At 66.2% G+C, this 15,560-nt stretch carries 9 protein-coding genes; 6 read left to right on the top strand and 3 right to left on the bottom strand.

Annotation, left to right across the window (positions count from 1 at the left end; all coding sequences use genetic code 11):
- Positions 1-16 precede the first annotated feature (16 nt).
- The gene (locus KUO17_RS05805) at positions 17-1,633 is read right to left on the bottom strand and encodes a response regulator (protein WP_217974222.1); all 1,617 of its coding nucleotides are present in this window, start codon (positions 1,631-1,633) and stop codon (positions 17-19) included.
- Between the two features lie 282 nt (positions 1,634-1,915).
- Between KUO17_RS05805 and KUO17_RS05810 the strand changes: the two genes are divergently transcribed.
- The 4 genes from KUO17_RS05810 (at position 1,916) to speA (ending at position 6,155) form a co-directional block, all read left to right on the top strand.
- On the top strand, positions 1,916-2,989 hold the full coding sequence (locus tag KUO17_RS05810; RefSeq protein ID WP_217974223.1) for a DUF2333 family protein: 1,074 nt from the start codon (positions 1,916-1,918) through the stop codon (positions 2,987-2,989).
- Positions 2,989-3,525: an NUDIX hydrolase gene (locus tag KUO17_RS05815; protein ID WP_217974224.1), complete on the top strand. Its 537-nt coding sequence runs from the start codon at positions 2,989-2,991 to the stop codon at positions 3,523-3,525. The genes KUO17_RS05810 and KUO17_RS05815 overlap by 1 nt, the downstream gene beginning before the upstream one ends.
- A gap of 195 nt (positions 3,526-3,720) precedes the next feature.
- Positions 3,721-4,092: a translation initiation factor Sui1 gene (locus KUO17_RS05820; RefSeq protein ID WP_043860455.1), complete on the top strand. Its 372-nt coding sequence runs from the start codon at positions 3,721-3,723 to the stop codon at positions 4,090-4,092.
- A gap of 149 nt (positions 4,093-4,241) precedes the next feature.
- Entirely contained in the window at positions 4,242-6,155 is a 1,914-nt protein-coding gene (speA, locus tag KUO17_RS05825) for an arginine decarboxylase (RefSeq protein ID WP_217974225.1), read from the top strand.
- 89 nt (positions 6,156-6,244) lie between these two features.
- On the opposite strand, the gene KUO17_RS05830 is transcribed toward speA, so the two are convergent.
- On the bottom strand, positions 6,245-7,585 hold the full coding sequence (locus KUO17_RS05830; protein WP_217974226.1) for an MATE family efflux transporter: 1,341 nt from the start codon (positions 7,583-7,585) through the stop codon (positions 6,245-6,247).
- Between the two features lie 145 nt (positions 7,586-7,730).
- Between KUO17_RS05830 and KUO17_RS05835 the strand changes: the two genes are divergently transcribed.
- Positions 7,731-12,689, top strand: a complete 4,959-nt coding sequence (locus KUO17_RS05835; RefSeq protein ID WP_217974228.1) for an alpha-2-macroglobulin family protein — start codon at positions 7,731-7,733, stop codon at positions 12,687-12,689.
- 86 nt (positions 12,690-12,775) lie between these two features.
- Here KUO17_RS05835 and KUO17_RS05840 read toward each other — a convergent pair whose 3' ends face one another.
- Positions 12,776-13,069, bottom strand: a complete 294-nt coding sequence (locus KUO17_RS05840) for a hypothetical protein (RefSeq protein WP_217974230.1) — start codon at positions 13,067-13,069, stop codon at positions 12,776-12,778.
- Positions 13,070-13,164: 95 nt separating this feature from the next.
- Here KUO17_RS05840 and pbpC point away from each other — a divergent pair, with 95 nt between their 5' ends.
- Complete coding sequence (pbpC, locus tag KUO17_RS05845; protein ID WP_217974232.1) at positions 13,165-15,522, top strand: peptidoglycan glycosyltransferase PbpC; 2,358 nt, start codon at positions 13,165-13,167, stop codon at positions 15,520-15,522.
- Positions 15,523-15,560 lie beyond the last annotated feature (38 nt).

Consider the following 15,560-nt stretch of genomic DNA (forward strand, 5'->3'; position numbering starts at 1 on the left):
TCAGTCGACGCAGTGTTCAGGCTTCGACCCGCTGCACACAATTACGCCCCGCGCCCTTGGCCAGGTAAAGCGCCTCGTCCGCCGCGGTCGCCATGCTCAGCGCATCCAGCCCATCGCTCAACTGCACCACCCCGGCACTGAAGGTGCACGACAGATCACGCGGCTGCGCCGGGTAGTGAATCTCGGCAAAGCGCCGGCGAATCTCGTCCAGCACCTTGTGCGCGGCGTTCAGGTCGGTGTTGGGCATCACGATGGCGAACTCTTCACCGCCGTAACGGCCAATGAAGTCGGTCTTGCGCAGGCGCTGCTTGAGAAACAGCGCCAGGCTCTTGATCACCCGGTCGCCCATGGGGTGGCCATGGCTGTCGTTGACCTTCTTGAAGTGGTCGATGTCGAGCATGGCAAAGCTCAGCGGGCGCTCCTCGCGACGTGCGCGAAAGCTGCAATCCTCCAGCAACTGCAGGATATGCGTGTGGTTGTAGAGCCCGGTGAGGCTGTCACGCACCATCCGCGCCTTGAGGTTGCGCGCTCGTGCGGCGCGGTTGCGTACGGTGGTGATGAGGTGGCGCGAGCGGATCGGTTTGGTCAGGAAGTCGTCGCCCCCCTCGCTCATCGCATCGAGTTGCTTGTCCAGGTCGTCCTCGGCCGACAGGTAGATGATCGGCACGCTGACGTAGCGGTCGTTGTGGCGGATCACCTTGGCCAGCTCGGTGCCGGTGCAGGCGGGCATGTACATGTCGAGGATGATCAGGTCGGGCTGAAAGTCCGCCAGTTCGGCCATGGTCTGGATCGGGTCGGTCAGGGTGCGTGTGACGATGCCGGCGGTGTTGAGCAGGCGTTCGGTGTGCAGCGCCTGGGCCCGCGAATCGTCGATCACCAGCACCTTGAACGGCTCGTACTGGGTCACGCTGGTCAGCAGCTCGACTTTCTCCAGCAGGCTGGAGGCCTCCAGGGTGCCGGTGAGAAACTCCTGGCCGCCGGCGCGAACGGCCGCCAGACGTGTCGGCGTGTCGGTTTCATGCAGGCTGAAGAACAGCAGCGGCACCCGCAGCTCCAGCCCTTGCTGGGCCTGCGCAGCCAGGTGCAGGCCCTGGCCCGGCCCGCAGAAGTCGACATCCATGACGATCGCCGAGGGCAGGCGTTCGCTCATCGAGGCCTGGAACGCCTCGGCGCTGTACAGCGCCTCAACGCCCAGGCCAAAGAATTCCAGCTGCTTGGCCAGGCGCTCGGCGCGTTCGTGGTCCTGCAGCATCACGTAGACAGGCTTGCGCAGCGGCGGCAGCGCGGTGCGTTCGAGCTGGTCGCCCTGGCGCAGGCCGGTGCGCGACAGGCGCTGCATCAGCCGGTTGAGTTCATTGATCAGGTTGCTGCTCAGGCGCGCGCTGTTGGCTTCGACCGCCGCCAGGGTGTGGCCGATGGCGTCGGCCAGGTAGCTGTGCTCGGGTTGCTCGAAGCGTTCGGCATAGCGTTGCAGGCGCAGGTTGGCTTCGCTCAGTTCACCCAGATCGCAGGTGGTCCACTCGCTGCGCTGCAGGCGCTGCCAGATTTCGAGGATCTGTCGGGCCTGATGAATGACCCGCTGGGCAAAGTGTTGCTTGAGGCGCTCACGATTCGGGTCTTCTGGCTCGCTCATGTCCTGACTACTTCTTATAAGGGTGAGGCAAATCGAGTGATGGCTCTATGCTAGCACCACTTCTCCAGCAATCGAGTGCGTTGCATCAATTAACGCTTGATGGCGCCAAATTCAGTTCCTGACCCGATAGTCGCTTATGCGAACCGGCGTGCTTGATTTATAGTGCTTGCTTGATTGCCGCCTCCGGCAGCACGCGCCGGCGCTGATTGCCGGCAGGCGTGGGCACGAAGCCGGGGCCCTGCGGTCGAACCCTGGACATGACCTGACAGAAAGGACAACGCCATGCTGGACTGGAAAAACCGTACAGGCAAAGCCGAGGCACGCGAGCGGGTCGACGCCCGTGGCGCGGGCACCCGCAGCTACGTCGGCGGGCTGTTGTTCAGTCGCGCGCTGGGCACCCTGATCGGCCTGTACCTGCTGGTGGCCGTGGCACTGGGCTGGTACTGGAGCCAGGAACCGGCGCTGTTCCCGGTGCAGCAGAATGCCCAGGCCGCCGCCGAGCGCAACGGCCAGCAGATGGTGATCGGCTACACCACCGTCGAAACCCTCAAGACCGTGGTCAGTACACTGCTCGACAAGCCCGGTGGCTACATTTCCAACGATCGCTTCCCGCCTGGCCTGTGGATGGACAACATGCCCAGTTGGGAATACGGCGTGCTGGTGCAGGTGCGCGACCTGAGCCGCGCCCTGCGCAAGGACTTCGCCCGTTCCCAGTCGCAGTCGGCCGAAGACGCGGACCTGGCCAAGGCCGAGCCGCGCTTCAACTTCGACAACAAGAGCTGGGTGCTGCCTTCGAGCGAGTCCGAGTACCAGGAAGGCATCAACTCGCTCAACCGCTACCAGAAGCGCCTGGCCTCCCCAGACCAGCAAGGTGCGCTGTTCTACACCCGCGCCGACAACCTCAACAACTGGCTGGGCGACGTGGCCACGCGCCTGGGCTCGTTGTCCCAGCGCCTGTCGGCGAGCGTTGGCCGGGTCAAGCTCAACAGCACCCTGAAGACCGAGTCGGTCGCGCCGGGCCAGGTACCGCAGCTGGACGAGGAAGTGGTGGAAACGCCCTGGATGCAGATCGACAACGTGTTCTACGAGGCCCGTGGCCAGGCCTGGGCACTGTCGCACCTGCTGCGCGCCATCGAGGTCGATTTCGCCGACGTGCTGGCCAAGAAGAACGCCACCGTCAGCGTGCGCCAGATCATCCGTGAGCTGGAAGCCTCGCAAGAGCCGCTGTGGAGCCCGATGGTGCTCAACGGCAGTGGTTTCGGCATGTGGGCCAACCACTCGCTGGTGATGGCCAACTATATTTCCCGGGCCAACGCCGCGGTCATCGACCTGCGTCAGTTGCTGTCCCAGGGCTGATGGCTATCAGCCAGGCGGAGGCTGCGCACCGCGCCGCCTCCGACGCCGAACGCATTGCCTGGGTCGACGAGCAGGACAACCTGCTGGGCGACCTGCCGCGCGCCGAAGTGCGTGAGCGCGGGCTGATCGGGCGCGGCACCTACATCCTGCTGTTCAACAGCGCCGGCGAGCTGTGCGTGCATCGGCGCACCCTGAGCAAGGCGATCTACCCCGGCTACTGGGACGTGGCCGCCGGTGGCATGGTCGCGGCGGGGGAGAGCTACGCCGAGTCCGCCGCCCGCGAGCTTGAAGAAGAGCTGGGCGTGAGCGGCGTGGTACTCACCGCCCACGAGCGATTCTTCTTCGACCAGCCGGGCAACCGGCTCTGGTGTGCGGTGTTTTCGGCGGTCTGGGACGGTCCCCTGCGCCTGCAGCCCGAAGAGGTCAGCGAGGCGCGTTTCGTGCCCGTGGCCACGGCCCTGGAAGAACGTCGCACGCGGCCTTACTGCCCCGACTCGCTGGCGGCGCTGAACCGTTTCGTCGGGCGCCAGGCCTGACGTCGCGAAAGCTGTGCAAATTGGCGCAGTTTTGCACTTAGCAATCGGCCCGTTTGTGGTTACACTGCGCGGCCTTTTCACCCTGCCACGGCTTGCCCGCGGCAGGTGCGCTGCCCCTGCCAGAGTGGGGCTTCGCGGTCGGTACCTCGCCCCGGGGCATCGACCAGTTTTTGTCCTCAACGCAGAGGATCAAAAGTGGCCAAGAAAGCCGCCTCATTCGCCGCCCTCGGTGGCCTGGTGTTTTCCACCGACGCAGGCCGGCATTGCCCGGACTGCAGCAAACCCGTCGACGCCTGCATCTGCAAGCAGACGCTCATCCCCGAAGGCGATGGCATTGCCCGTGTGCGCCGCGAAAGCAAAGGCCGTGGCGGCAAGACGGTGACCACCATCAGTGGCGTGCCGCTGCCCCTGGATCAGCTCAAGGAACTGGCCACCACGCTCAAGCGCCGGTGTGGCACAGGCGGCGCGTTGAAAGACGGCGTCATCGAGATCCAGGGCGACCACGTCGAGTTGCTGCTGGCCGAGCTGATCAAGCAAGGCTTCAAGGCGAAAAAATCCGGCGGCTGAGGGCCACGGCGGTTTTTTTTTTCGGCACTTTCTAAACGCGTTCCCTGGGCAAGGGTCTATGCCTGAACAGGGAAAATCGTCATTTTCATTTTTTACACTGGCCATCACGCTCTGGTCGGTGTTCATGACTTTCTTTATAGGGGACTTCGATGTCCGTACGACGCACACGCAAAGACGATGGCAGCCAATGGACCGTGGCCGACAGCCGCAGTGTTTACGGGATTCGCCATTGGGGCGCGGGTTACTTCGCGATCAATGACGCCGGGCGCGTCGAAGTGCGCCCCAACGGCCCCCAGAGTGCCCCGATCGATCTGTTCGAACAGGTCGACGAGCTGCGCAAGAGCGGCCTGTCGCTGCCGCTGCTGGTGCGCTTCCCCGACATTCTGCAAGACCGCGTACGCCAGCTGACCGGTGCCTTCGACGCCAACATCGCGCGCCTGGAGTACCAGAGCCAGTACACCGCGCTGTACCCGATCAAGGTCAACCAGCAGGAAGCGGTGGTGGAAAACATCATCGCCACGCAGAACGTCTCGATCGGCCTGGAAGCCGGTTCCAAGCCCGAGCTGCTGGCGGTGCTGGCGCTGGCGCCCAAGGGCGGCACCATCGTCTGCAACGGTTACAAGGACCGTGAGTTCATCCGCCTGGCACTGATGGGCCAGAAGCTGGGCCACAACGTGTTCATCGTGATCGAGAAAGAGTCGGAAGTGGCGCTGGTGATCGAAGAGGCCGCCGAGCTCAAGGTCAAGCCGCAGGTCGGCCTGCGTGTGCGCCTGTCGTCGCTGGCCTCGAGCAAGTGGGCCGACACCGGTGGCGAGAAATCCAAGTTCGGCCTGTCGGCCGCGCAACTGATCTCGGTGGTCAAGCGCTTCGCCGATGCGGGCCTGGACCAGGGCATCCGTCTGCTGCACTTCCACATGGGGTCGCAGATCGCCAACCTGGCCGACTACCAGCACGGTTTCAAGGAAGCCATCCGTTACTACGGCGAACTGCGTGCGCTGGGCCTGCCGGTCGACCATATCGACGTGGGCGGTGGCCTGGGCGTGGACTACGACGGTACCCACTCGCGCAATGCCAGCTCGATCAACTACGACATGGACGACTACGCCGGCGTGGTGGTGGGCATGCTCAAGGAGTTCTGCGACGCGCAGGGCCTGCCGCACCCGCACATCTTCTCCGAAAGCGGCCGTGCCCTGACCGCCCACCACGCCATGCTGGTGGTGCAGGTCACCGACGTCGAGAAGCACAACGACGAAGTGCCGGTGATCGAAGACAAGGAGAACCTGCCCGAGACCGTGCAGTGGCTGGCCGACCTGCTGGGCCCGACCGATATCGAGATGGTCACCGAGACCTACTGGCGCGCTACCCACTACATGAGCGACGTGGCCGCGCAGTATGCCGACGGCAAGATCACCCTGGCCCAGAAGGCCCTGGCCGAGCAGTGCTACTTTGCCGTGTGCCGGCGCCTGCACAACTCGCTCAAGGCGCGCCAGCGTTCGCACCGCCAGGTGCTGGACGAGCTCAACGACAAGTTGGCCGACAAGTACATCTGCAACTTCTCGGTGTTCCAGAGCCTGCCCGACACCTGGGCCATCGGCCAGGTGCTGCCGATCCTGCCGCTGCATCGCCTGGAAGAAGAGCCGATGCGCCGTGCCGTGCTGCAGGACCTGACCTGCGATTCCGACGGCAAGATCAACCAGTACGTCGACGAGCAGAGCATCGAGACCAGCTTGCCGGTGCACGGCATCAACGAGGGCGAGGACTACCTGCTGGGGATCTTCCTGGTGGGCGCGTACCAGGAAATTCTGGGTGACATGCACAACCTGTTCGGTGATACCGACTCGGTGAACATCTACCAGAACCCCAATGGCAGCGTGTACCACGCCGGTATCGAGACCCACGACACCATCGAGGACATGCTGCGCTACGTGCACCTGTCGCCTGAAGAACTGATGACCCATTACCGCGACAAGTGCGCCAGCGCGAAGATCACGGCGCGTGAGCGGACCCAGTTCCTGGATGCCTTGCGCCTTGGGCTGACCCGTTCGTCCTACCTGTCCTCCTGACCGCTTTCGCTGGCAAGCCAGCTCCCACAGGGTTTTGTGTGTACCGCCAAACCCTGTGGGAGCTGGCTTGCCAGCGAAGAGGCCATCCGCTACTGCACAAACCACCCGTCCCTACGCTGCAACCGCCACCCCATCACCCCCAGCGTCACCGCCCGCAATCCCATGAACAGCAGAAAGCCCAGCCACAGCCCGTGGTTGCCCAGCCCGCTGGCGGCATAGGCGAACGGCAGCGCGATTGCCACGCTGAGCAGCATCCCGTTGCGCATCTCACGCGCCCGCGTCGCCCCGATGAACAGCCCATCGAGCAGGTAGCTCCACACCGCCACCAGCGGCAGCAGCGCCAGGTATGGCAAATACTCGAACGCCGTCTCGCGCACGCTCGGGATATCCGTCTGCAACTGGATGAACCCGTGCCCACCCAGCAGGAACACCCCGGCAAAGCCCAGGCTGACGATCAGTGACCAGCCACACGCCACGGTCATCGAACGGCGCAGCGCCGGCCGATCCCCCGCGCCGATGGCATGCCCGCACAGTGCCTCCACCGCATGCGCCAGGCCGTCCAGCGCATACGCCGTCAGCAGCAGGCCGTTGAGCAGCAGCGCATTGGCCGCCACCGTCGCCTCGCCCATGCGCGCGCCCTGCACCGTGATCAGGAAGAACACCGCCTGCAGCGCGAGGCTGCGAATGAAGATGTCGCGGTTCACGCTCAGCAGCGGGCGCCAGCTCTGCCAGCGCTTGAGCAGCGCCCACGCCACCTGCCCAGGGTAGGCGCGCAGGGCCGGGCGGGTCAGCGCCAGGCCCAGCAGCGCGGCGGACCACTCGGCGATCACCGAGGCGCGTGCCGAACCGAGCACGCCCCAGTCCAGCCCCAGCACGAACCACAGGTTGAGCACGATGTTCAGCACATTGGTGGTGAGCAGTATCGCCAGCGGCGCCCGGGCGTTCTGCGTGCCCAGGAACCAGCCCACCAGGGCGAAGCTGGCCAGCGCTGCCGGCAAGCCCAGCAGGCGGGTCTGGAAGAACGCCAGGGTGCTCTGTTCCAGCGCCGCGCTTGGTTGCATCAGGCCCAGCGCCAGGTGGCTGAATGGTATCGCCAGCATCCCCAGCAGCAGCGCGAACAGCAACGCCAGCAACAGCCCCTGCACCAGCACCTGGCGCAGCGCGGCGCCATCGGCGCGCCCGGCCGCCTGCGCGGCAAACCCGGTGGAGCCCATGCGCAGAAAGCCCATCAGGTAGGCCAGGAAGGTGTACAGGCTCGCGCCGACCGCCACCGCGCCGAGCTGGTGCGCATGCGGCAGGTGGCCGATCACGGCGCTGTCGACCAGCGCCACCAGGGGCACCGAAATGTTGGACAGTATCATCGGCGCGGCCAGCGCCCACACCTTGCGGTGGGTCGGGCGGTCGCGCCAGTCGGTCAGCAGACGGGACATGCAGGCTCCTTGAGAGCGGGCATTGTAGCGGGCGGGGCACCAAAGCAGGTGAACGCTGTCTCACCTCGCGCGTGTCGATCAGCGATGCGCGCAGGCTTGCTATATAGTGCTTGCCTTAGACCCTGCTACCAGAAGAGTTCCCCCCATGCTCAACAAAGGACTGTGGCTGGCGTGCGCGATGGCGCTGCTCAGCGCTTGCGATGCGTCTTCTGACAAACCGGCCCCGGCCCCCGCTGCGACGGAGCAGGCCGCCCCGGTTGCCCCTGCACCGACCCCGGCCGAGCCGGCAGCGCCTGCTGCACCCGCCGCCACGCCGGCTGCCGTGCAGGCCCCGGCGCCCACCCAGACGACCCTGGCGCAACGCTACGCCGGTCGCGAGCTGGTGGTGGTAGACGTCTCCGAGTTGCAGGTCGACGGCGCGAGCGCCTTGTCGGTGACCTTCTCGGCGCCGCTGGACAAGGAGCAGGCCTTCGCCGAACGCCTGCATCTGGTCGACACGGTCAAGGGCAAGGTCGACGGCGCCTGGGAACTGAGCGAAAACCAGATGGAACTGCGCCTGCGCCACCTGGAGCCGCAGCGCAAGCTGGTGCTGACCGTTGATGCCGGCCTGCTGTCGGTGAACGGCAAGAAGCTCGCCGCCGAGTACGTCAGCCGCCTCGAAACCCGCGATGTGCAACCCAGCGTCGGCTTCGCCAGCCGTGGTTCGCTGCTGCCCACCCGCCTTGCCGAAGGCCTGCCGGTGATCGCGATGAACATCGACAAGGTGGATGTGGAGTTCTTCCGCATCAAGCCCGAGTCGATGTCGAACTTCCTCGCGTCGTGGGGGCGCAACACCTCGCTGGAGTACTACAACTCGCAGGACATGCTGAACATGGCCGAGCTGGTGTATGGCGGCCGGTTCGACCTGAACCCGGCGCGCAACACCCGTGAAACCCTGTTGCTGCCGATTGCCGGGATCAAGCCCCTGCAGGAACCGGGCGTGTACCTGGCGGTGATGCGCGCCTCGGGCCGCTACGACTATACGCAGCCCGCCACGCTGTTCACCCTGAGTGACATCGGCGTGTCGGCGCACCGCTACACCAACCGCCTGGACGTGTTCACCCAGGCGCTGGAGGGCGGCAAGGCGCTGGACGGGGTCAACCTCGAACTGCTCGACAATGCCGGCAAGCTGCTCGCCCAGGCCAAGACCGACGGCACCGGCCACGCGCAACTGCCGCTGCCGCCCAAGGCCGAGCTGATGCTGGCCAAGCAGGGTGTGCACACCACCCTGCTGCGCCTGAACAGCGCCGCGCTGGACCTCTCCGAATTTGCCCTCACAGGCCCCCAGGCCAACCCGTTGCAGTTCTTCGTGTTCGGCCCGCGCGACCTGTATCGCCCGGGTGAAACCGTGCTGCTCAACGGCCTGCTGCGGGACCAGGACGGCAAGCCGGTCAATGCCCAGCCGGTGACCGTGGAAGTGCGTCGTCCCGACGACCAGGTCAACCGCAAGTTCGTCTGGGAGGCCGATGCCAGCGGCTTCTACCAGTACCCGCTGCAGCTCGCCAGTGAAGCGCCGACCGGGCGCTGGCAACTGGTGTTCGACCTGGGAGGCGGCAAGAAGCAGGTCCACGAATTCCTCGTCGAAGACTTCATGCCCGAGCGCATGGCCCTCGAACTCAAGGGTAGCCAGACGCCGTTGAGCCCCGACGAAACCGCCCAGATCCAGGTCAATGGTCGCTACCTGTACGGTGCCCCGGCCTCGGGCAACCGCCTCAGCGGCCAGGTCTACGTGCGCCCGCTGCGTGAAGCAGTGCCGGCCTTGCCGGGCTACCAGTTCGGTTCGATCACCGAAGAAGACCTGAGCCACGACCTGGAGCTGGAAGAAACCACCCTGGATGCCGCAGGTGATGCGACCTTGAGCATCGAGAGCAAATGGTCCGAGGCACGCTCGCCGCTGCAACTGAGCGTGCAGGCCAGCCTGCAGGAGTCCGGCGGTCGCCCGATCACCCGTCGCCTGGACCAGCCGATCTGGCCGGCCGACCGTATGCCGGGCCTGCGCGGCCTGTTCGACGGTGAGGAGACCGACGGTGGCGTGCCGGTGGAGATCGAACTGGTGATGGCCGACCGCGAGGGCAACAAGCTCGCCGCCAGCAACCTGCGGGTGCGCCTGATCCAGGAGCGCCGCGACTACTACTGGAACTATTCGCAGAGCGACGGCTGGAACTACAACTTCAACGAGAAATTCCTGACCCAGTCCGAAGAGACGGTCAGCGTGAAGGCCGGCAGCACCACCAGGATGAGCTTCCCGGTGGAGTGGGGCCCGTACCGCGTCGAGGTCCAGGACCCGTCCACCGGCGTGACCAGCAGCCTGCGCTTCTGGGCCGGTTGGCGCGCCCAGGACAACACCGACGGCGGCGCCGTGCGCCCCGACCAGGTCAAGCTGGCGCTGGACAAGCCGGCCTACGCCGATGGCGCCACCGCCCAGGTCACCGTCACCCCGCCTGCCGCAGGCAAGGGTTACCTGATTGTCGAGGGCAATGACGGCCCGCTGTGGTGGGAAGAGATCGATGTGCCGGCCGAAGGCAAGACGTATGCGCTCAAGCTCGACCCCAAATGGGCGCGCCACGACCTGTACGTCAGTGCCCTGGTGATTCGCCCGGGCGAGCGCAAGGCCAACGCCACGCCAAAACGTGCCGTGGGTGTGTTGCACCTGCCGCTGGACCGTGCCGAGCGCAAGCTGGCGCTGACCCTCAAGGCACCGGAAAAAATGCGCCCCAAGCAGCCGCTGACCGTCAAGGTACAGGCACGCAATGCCGATGGCAGCGTACCCAGGCAGGTGCATGTGCTGCTGGCCGCGGTGGACGTGGGCATTCTCAACATCACCAGCTTCGCGACGCCTGACCCGTTCACCGGCATGTTCGGCCGCAAGGCCTACGGTGCCGACCAGCTGGATATCTACGGCCAGTTGATCGAAGCCGGGCAGGGCCGCCTGGCCAGCCTGGCCTTCGGTGGCGACGCGGCCATGGCCAAGGGTGGCAAGCGCCCCAACACCAGCGTGAACATCGTCGCGCTGCAAAGTGCGCCGGTGACCCTCGATGCCAAGGGCGAAGGCCTGGCGACGGTGGACATCCCCGACTTCAATGGCGAGCTGCGGGTGATGGCCCAGGCCTGGACCGAGGACCGCTTCGGCATGGCCGAGGCCAAGACCGTGGTGGCCGCGCCGTTGATCGCCGAGCTGTCGGCGCCGCGCTTCCTTGCTGGCGGTGACCGCACCGAGCTGGCGCTGGACCTGTCGAACCTGTCGGGCAAGGCGCAGAAGTTCACCATCAAGGTCACCACCGAAGGCCAGTTGAACCTGCTCACACCCGCCGAGCAGCCGTTGAGCCTGCGTGACGGTCAGCGCGTCACCTCGCTGCTGTCGGTACAGGCCGTGGGCGGCCTGGGCCAGGGCAAGGTCAAGGTGCAGGTCAGCGGCCTGGTGTTGCCGGGCGAGCCGACTACTGCGTTCAGCCGCGAATGGACCCTGGGCATTCGCCCGGCTTATCCGGCGCAACTGAAGCACTATCGTGTGGCCCTCAGCGACCAGCCCTGGACCCTGCCCGCCGAAGACCTGGCCACCTTCGAGCCGCAAGGCCTGGAGGCCATGCTGTCGCTGTCGAGCCGTCCGCCGCTGAACGTCGCCGAGCAGATCCGTGCGCTCGAAGCCTATCCATATGGCTGCCTGGAGCAGACGACCAGTGGCCTGTACCCGTCGCTGTATGCCGATGCGGCAACGCTCAAGCGCCTGGGCATCAGCGGTGAAGACGCCAAGGTGCGCCAGCGCAAGATCGAAATGGGCATCGAGCACCTGCTCGGCATGCAGCGCCACAACGGCAGCTTCGGCCTGTGGGGCCCGGACGACAGCGAGGAATACTGGCTGACCGCGTACGTCACCGACTTCCTGCAACGCGCCCGCGAACAGGGTTATGCAGTGCCGGCCGAGGCCCTGAAAAAGGCCAATGAGCGCCTGCTGCGCTACCTGCAGGAGCGCAACCTGATCGAGCCGTCCTACACCCGCAATGCCGAACACAGCCGCTTTGCCGTGCAGGCCTACGCCGCGCTGGTGCTGGCACGTACCCAGCAGGCGCCGCTGGGCGCCCTGCGCAGCCTGTTCGAACGGCGCACCGATGCACGCTCGGGCCTGCCGCTGGTGCAACTGTCGATCGCGCTGGACAAGATGGGCGACAAGCCGCGTTCGGCGCAGGCATTGCAGGCGGGCCTGGCAGCCAAGCGCGCAGACGAGTGGCTGAGCGATTACGGCAGCCCGGTGCGTGACGAGGCGCTGATCCTGGCCTTGCTCGAAGAGAACAAGCTGGCCACCGACAAGCTTGACCAGCGCCTGTTCGAGCTGTCGGACAAGATGGCGAGCAGTTGGTACCTCTCGACCCAGGAGCGCAATGCACTGTTCCTGGCCGGCCGCGCCATGCTCAAGCAGCCTGAAGGCAGCTGGAGCGCACGCCTGGACAGCGCCGGTGAACAACGCGAGCTGGGCCCGACGCAACCGGGCCTCAAGCTGGAAGGCCCGTTGCTGGCCTCGCCGCTGACCGTGACCAATGGCAGTGACAAGACCGTGTACCAGCAGTTGACCGTGTCGGGCTACCCGCGCCACGCGCCGCGTGCAGTGGGTACCAACATGAGCATCTACCGCGAGTTCCTTGGCATGAACGGGCGACCGCTGAACATCAAGGCGCTCAAGAGTGGTGACCTGGTACTGGTGCATATCGGCATTCGCGCCAACGAGCGGGTGCCGGATGCGTTGATCGTCGACCTGCTGCCGGCGGGCCTGGAGCTGGAAAACCAGAACCTGGCGCAAAGCGCGGCCAGCCTGGACAACGCCAGCAGTGCGGTGAAGGAGTGGCGTGACGCGATGCAGAACGCCAACGTGGTGCACCAGGAGTTTCGCGATGACCGTTACGTGGCGGCGATGAGCGTCGACCCGTATGACGTCACGCACCTGCTGTACCTGGCGCGTGCGGTGACGCCGGGCACTTACCGGGTGCCTCCGGTGCAGGTGGAGTCGATGTACCGGCCGAACTGGCAGGCGGTGGGCGAGTCGCCGGGCGAGATGGTGATTCTGGGGCGCTAGTCAGGGCCCCTTCGCTGGCAGGCCAGCCCCCACAGGTTTAGCGGTGCACACAAAACCCTGTGGGAGCTGGCTTGCCAGCGAAGCGTCTAACGCACCACCCAGCTCAACACCCACAACCCCAGCATCAGCCAGATGATCCCCATGATGATCGAGGCGCGCATGAACGCGCGCACCGCCGAGTACAGCAACAGCAGCCCGACGATCAGCATCAGGATGCTGATCAGCGAGGTGTCCATGCCCAGTGCGCGGGCCAGGCCATCGATAAAATCACCGCCCGCATTGGCCAGCAGATTGAACAGGCCACTGAAGGCCTCGACGATGAAGTGGATCAATCGCCCCAGTGCGTTTCCCAACCAACCGAAAAAATCTTCTACATGCATAGTCACTTCCTGATGACGGCTGATGTGCCGTGCCCTGAACGTTGGTCACTGTCGGCCCCGGTCGGTTCCTTGCCCATGGGAAAAGGTGCCCGTAGGTGAGGTTCAGCTTAGCCCGCCCCCGCACCCGACGCGCCAGGCTGCTGTGTGCCCTGGTCGCCGGCAGCGCGTTGCTGTGTGCCCTGCTGTGGCTGGCCGACCGCCTGTGGCCGCTGCCGATGCCCGCCGACGACCTGGCCCGTGTGGTACTGGCCGAAGACGGCACCCCCTTGTGGCGCTTTGCCGATGCCCAAGGGGTGTGGCGTTACCCGGTGAGCGCCGAGCAGGTCTCGCCGTATTACCTTCAGGCGTTGCTCACCTATGAAGACCGCTGGTTCTACCGCCACCCCGGGGTCAACCCGCTGGCCCTGGGCCGCGCCGCCTGGCAGAACCTGAGCGGCGGGCGCGTGCTGTCCGGCGGCAGCACGCTGTCAATGCAGGTGGCGCGTCTGCTCGACCCGCATTCACGCACCTTGCCGGGCAAGCTGCGCCAGCTGTGGCGCACCCTGCAGCTGGAATGGCACCTGTCCAAACAGCAGATCCTGGAGCTGTACCTCAACCGCGCCCCGTTCGGCGGCACCTTGCAGGGGGTGGCGGCGGCAAGCTGGGCCTACCTGGGCAAGTCGCCCCTGCACCTGACGCCGGCCGAGGCGGCGCTGCTGGCGGTACTGCCCCAGGCGCCGAGCCGGCTGCGCCCTGATCGCCACCCCGAGCGGGCGCGTCTGGCCCGCGACAAGGTGCTGCAACGCCTGGGCGACTATGCCGTGTGGCCGGCCCAGCGCATCGCCGAGGCGCAGGAGGAACCGCTGCTGCTGGCGCCGCGCCAGGAGCCGGCACTGGCGCCGTTGCTGGCCCGGCGCCTGAACCGCGCCGACAGCCCACCCTTGATCCACACCACCCTGGATGCCAGCCTGCAGCGGCGTCTGGAGGACCTGTTGCTGGGCTGGCGTACACGCCTGCCCGAACGGACCTCGGCGGCGATCCTGGTGGTGGAGTCGCAGAGCATGGCGGTGCGCGCCTACCTGGGTTCGGTCGACCTGAACGATGAGCGCCGTTTCGGCCATGTGGACATGATCACCGCGTTGCGTTCGCCCGGGTCGACCCTCAAGCCGTTTCTGTTCGGCATGGCCATGGATGATGGGTTGATCCACTCCGAATCCTTGCTGCAGGACGTGCCGCGCCGCTATGGCGACTATCGCCCCGGCAACTTCTCGCAGGGGTTCAGTGGCCCGGTGGCGGCCAGTTCGGCCCTGGCACTGTCGCTCAACCTGCCGGCGGTGCAGTTGCTCGAAGCCTACGGGCCCAAGCGCTTTGCCGCGCAGATGCGCATGGGCGGCATGCCCCTGATCCTGCCGCCGCTGGCCGAGCCCAATCTGTCATTGATCCTGGGGGGCGCCGGCAGCCGGCTCGAAGACCTGGTCAGCGGCTACAGTGCCTTCGCCCGCGATGGCAACAGCGGCACCTTGCGTCTGCAGCCAGATGCGCCGCTGGTGGAGCGGCGCCTGTTGTCGCCGGGGTCGGCATGGATCATCCGGCGCATCCTCAGCGGCCAGGCACGCCCTGATCGCGACCCCAACGCCGAACTGGTGCAGCGCCCGCAACTGGCCTGGAAGACCGGTACCAGCTACGGCTTTCGCGATGCCTGGTCGATCGGCGTGGGCCCGCGCTACCTGATCGGCATCTGGATTGGCCGGCCCGATGGCACTCCGGTGCCGGGGCAGTTCGGCCTGGCGTCGGCGGCGCCGCTGATGCTGCAGGTGCACGATGTGCTGAGCAACCGCGACAGCCAGCGCGGCATCAGCGTGCCGGTGCCGGCGGTGCCTGGCAATGTCGGGGTGGCGGCGATTTGCTGGCCGCTGGGTCAGCCCTTGAGCCGGCAAGACCCCAACTGCCGCCGCCAGCGCTTTGCCTGGACCCTGGACAACACGACGCCACCGACCCTGCTGGCGCAGGACCAGCCGCTGGGTGTGGGGCTGCTGGAAAAGGTCTGGGTCAATGCCCAGGGCCTGCGGGTGGATGCGACCTGTGCGGGCGCCACGGCGCGTGATATCGCCCTGTGGCCTGCGCCGCTGGACCCGTGGCTGCCGCGTGCAGAGCGGCGCGCGGCGCGTCTTGCGGCCATCGACCCGAGCTGCCCGCCGCAGGTACCGGTCAGTGCGGCGCCGCTGTCGATCGTCGGCATTCGCGCGGGCGACCAGTTGCGCCGGCCGGCCGCCAGCCGGGACGTATTGCGCCTGACCGTCTCGGCGCTGGGCGGCAGTGGCCAGCGCTGGTGGTTCCTCAATGGCGCGCCGCTGGGCGAGACCCAGGCCCAGGCCAGCCTGCAGGCACGTCTGGAGGAACTGGGCCGCTACGAACTCAGTGTGCTCGATGCCAGCGGCCAGACTGCGCGGGTCGAGTTCCAGGTCAACGACTGACCCGCCACGTACCAAATGGATATAACGCGAAAGACGAA

It is taken from the genome of Pseudomonas aegrilactucae, from assembly GCF_019168305.1.
Classification (GTDB): domain Bacteria; phylum Pseudomonadota; class Gammaproteobacteria; order Pseudomonadales; family Pseudomonadaceae; genus Aquipseudomonas; species Aquipseudomonas aegrilactucae.